At 37.6% G+C, this 2,104-nt stretch carries 3 protein-coding genes and 1 pseudogene; 3 read left to right on the forward strand and 1 reads right to left on the reverse strand.

The features are described from left to right. The 3 genes and pseudogenes from FTT63_RS15305 to FTT63_RS15315 all read left to right on the forward strand — a co-directional run. Positions 1–132: pseudogene (locus FTT63_RS15305) on the forward strand (IS6 family transposase); the annotation flags it as partial. A gap of 375 nt (positions 133–507) precedes the next feature. After that, positions 508–903 carry a DUF6088 family protein gene (locus tag FTT63_RS15310; RefSeq protein ID WP_120376154.1) on the forward strand — a complete coding sequence of 132 codons (396 nt, stop codon included), beginning with the start codon at positions 508–510 and terminating at the stop codon, positions 901–903. Next, on the forward strand, positions 896–1,843 hold the full coding sequence (locus FTT63_RS15315; RefSeq protein WP_120376155.1) for a nucleotidyl transferase AbiEii/AbiGii toxin family protein: 948 nt from the start codon (positions 896–898) through the stop codon (positions 1,841–1,843). Before FTT63_RS15310 ends, FTT63_RS15315 begins: the two co-directional genes overlap by 8 nt. Positions 1,844–1,914: 71 nt before the next feature. Here the strand turns inward: FTT63_RS15315 and FTT63_RS15950 are convergent. After that, the coding region (locus tag FTT63_RS15950; RefSeq protein ID WP_373684859.1) for a hypothetical protein at positions 1,915–2,104 on the reverse strand (190 nt) is incomplete at its 5' end.

A 2,104-nucleotide genomic window follows, 5' to 3' on the forward strand; every position in this document is an offset into this window, starting at 1 on the left:
ATGAAGACGGCTTACGCCACCATCAAAGGTATTGAGGTGATGCGTGCACTACGCAAAGGCCAGGCCTCAGCATTTTATTATGGTGATCCCCTGGGCGAAATGCGCCTGGTAAGCAGAGTTTTTGAAACGTAAGGCCTTTGAATAAGACAAAAGGCTGCCTCATCGCTAACTTTGCAACAGTGCCATAAAAACACGTACGTGTTTAGAGGTACATAAGTGGACAGGTTCCTGACACATAAATTGTGTAAGTTGTATAACTTATGATTATTATGTAATCAGGGTGCTTGATAACCAATTCTGGATCATAAGTAGTTATCTACAGCTGTTTAATGTAATAGAGTAATAGAATTCTGCAACTCAACCAAGAACTGTCAGATCAGACAAAGTTGTCTTCCTGAGTAATTTATCTACAGTCTCATCTAGTATAATGTCGTATTTTTGCTCGACAAAATGTCGTATTTTTGCTAGTTTAAAGGTATGTGAAAACTGATGTATAAGGGAGATGCGATGACAACTAAAGCGAAAATGCAAATGCGCATCAAACGCTCAAAACGTTATGTTTTTATGCGTGATGATTTTAATGACATTGCGAATTATGACCAAATTGGAAGAGTTCTGCGAAACTTAGTTCAAGAAGGTGAGCTAATTAAAGTTGGTTATGGTATTTATACCAAAGCAAGAAAAAATCAAATTACCGGCAAAGTAATGCCAGCCTGTCCAGAAGGCGCGGATGCAGTGATCTTAGAGGCATTAAAAAGATTGGATGTGCAGGTTACGTTAGGAGAGGCTACGGAAAAATATTTATCTGGTCAATCCACCCAGATTCCAGCCTTTACTCAAATTAAAACCCCGCGTCGTTTTACACGCCAATTGTCTGTAGGTCGTAGCCAAATTAATGCCTGATATAAAAAATGTGTTTGCAGATGTCGCTGATGCACTTGGTATTGGTGCAACTTCTATTGTTGAAAAAGATTACTATGTTGTCGAGTTATTGAGACTATTACAGTCTCTAGAATTTGAAACGCATGACTTGGTTTTTGCTGGTGGAACTTCTTTAGCTAAAGCAAATATTCAGTTAAATCGGATGTCTGAAGATGTGGACATTAAAATAGTTCCAAAACCAAATATTGCATTAAGTCGCTCTAAAGCTAAAGTTGTACGTAAACAATTGCTTCATCAAGTACAAGACAAAATCTCTCAATCTGATTTCTTTACAATTGAAGAGGAACCAGTTGTCTGGGATGAATATCGTTATATGGAATTATTAATTCGATATCCTCAGCATTTCAACCAAGCTCCCTGTTTACGACCATTCATTAAATTGGAATTAGTTGAAACAGACTTACTTGAGCCTTTTGAATCTAGAAGTATCACCTCGTTTGTGTATGACTTGGCTAAGAAAGGGAAGCCAGTCGATGCTTTTCCCTCCGTCACAATTGTCAGTACCAGTATCGAGAAGCTGATAGCAATTTTAAGGCGTACAGCGGCCTTTGCTAGAAATGCTGAAAGAGCTGATGATGAATCATTAGTTCGACATGTGTATGACTACTTTAAAATTACCTATGGTAAACCACAAGATTTTGTTTATTTAGGGCACTTAGCTACTAAAGTTATAAAAACTGATATTGAGCGTTATGGTCGTCAGCATACTCTTATGGTTGAAGACCCGATTGCTGAATTGTTATTTGGTTTAAATGAATTAAGTCGTAATCCACTCTATAAAGCCAGGTTTAATAATTTTGTTGTTCCTATGGTGTTCGGGGACAAACAAATATCATGGCAGCAAGCCTATTCACATTTTCAGGACTCAGTTCAACAGATCTTCGCTAACTTAAAGTTGTAAATGTAGAAAAGAAATTAGCTTAAGCACAATAGATTATTTATTTACAATCACTCTTATTACAACTAAATTTGTCAAAATTCTTCAGAGTTTTTTCTTTGAATTCTAACTCGTAACTCATCGAAGATAGAAAATGTGGCACTGTTGCAAATAGTCGGTGGTGATAAACTTATCATCCCCTTTTGCTGATGGAGCTGCACATGAACCCATTCAAAGGCCGGCATTTTCAGCGTGACATCATTCTGTGGGCCGTACGCTGGTACT

Origin of the sequence: Acinetobacter sp. C15 (genome assembly GCF_013420645.1) — a bacterium.
Taxonomy (GTDB): domain Bacteria; phylum Pseudomonadota; class Gammaproteobacteria; order Pseudomonadales; family Moraxellaceae; genus Acinetobacter; species Acinetobacter indicus.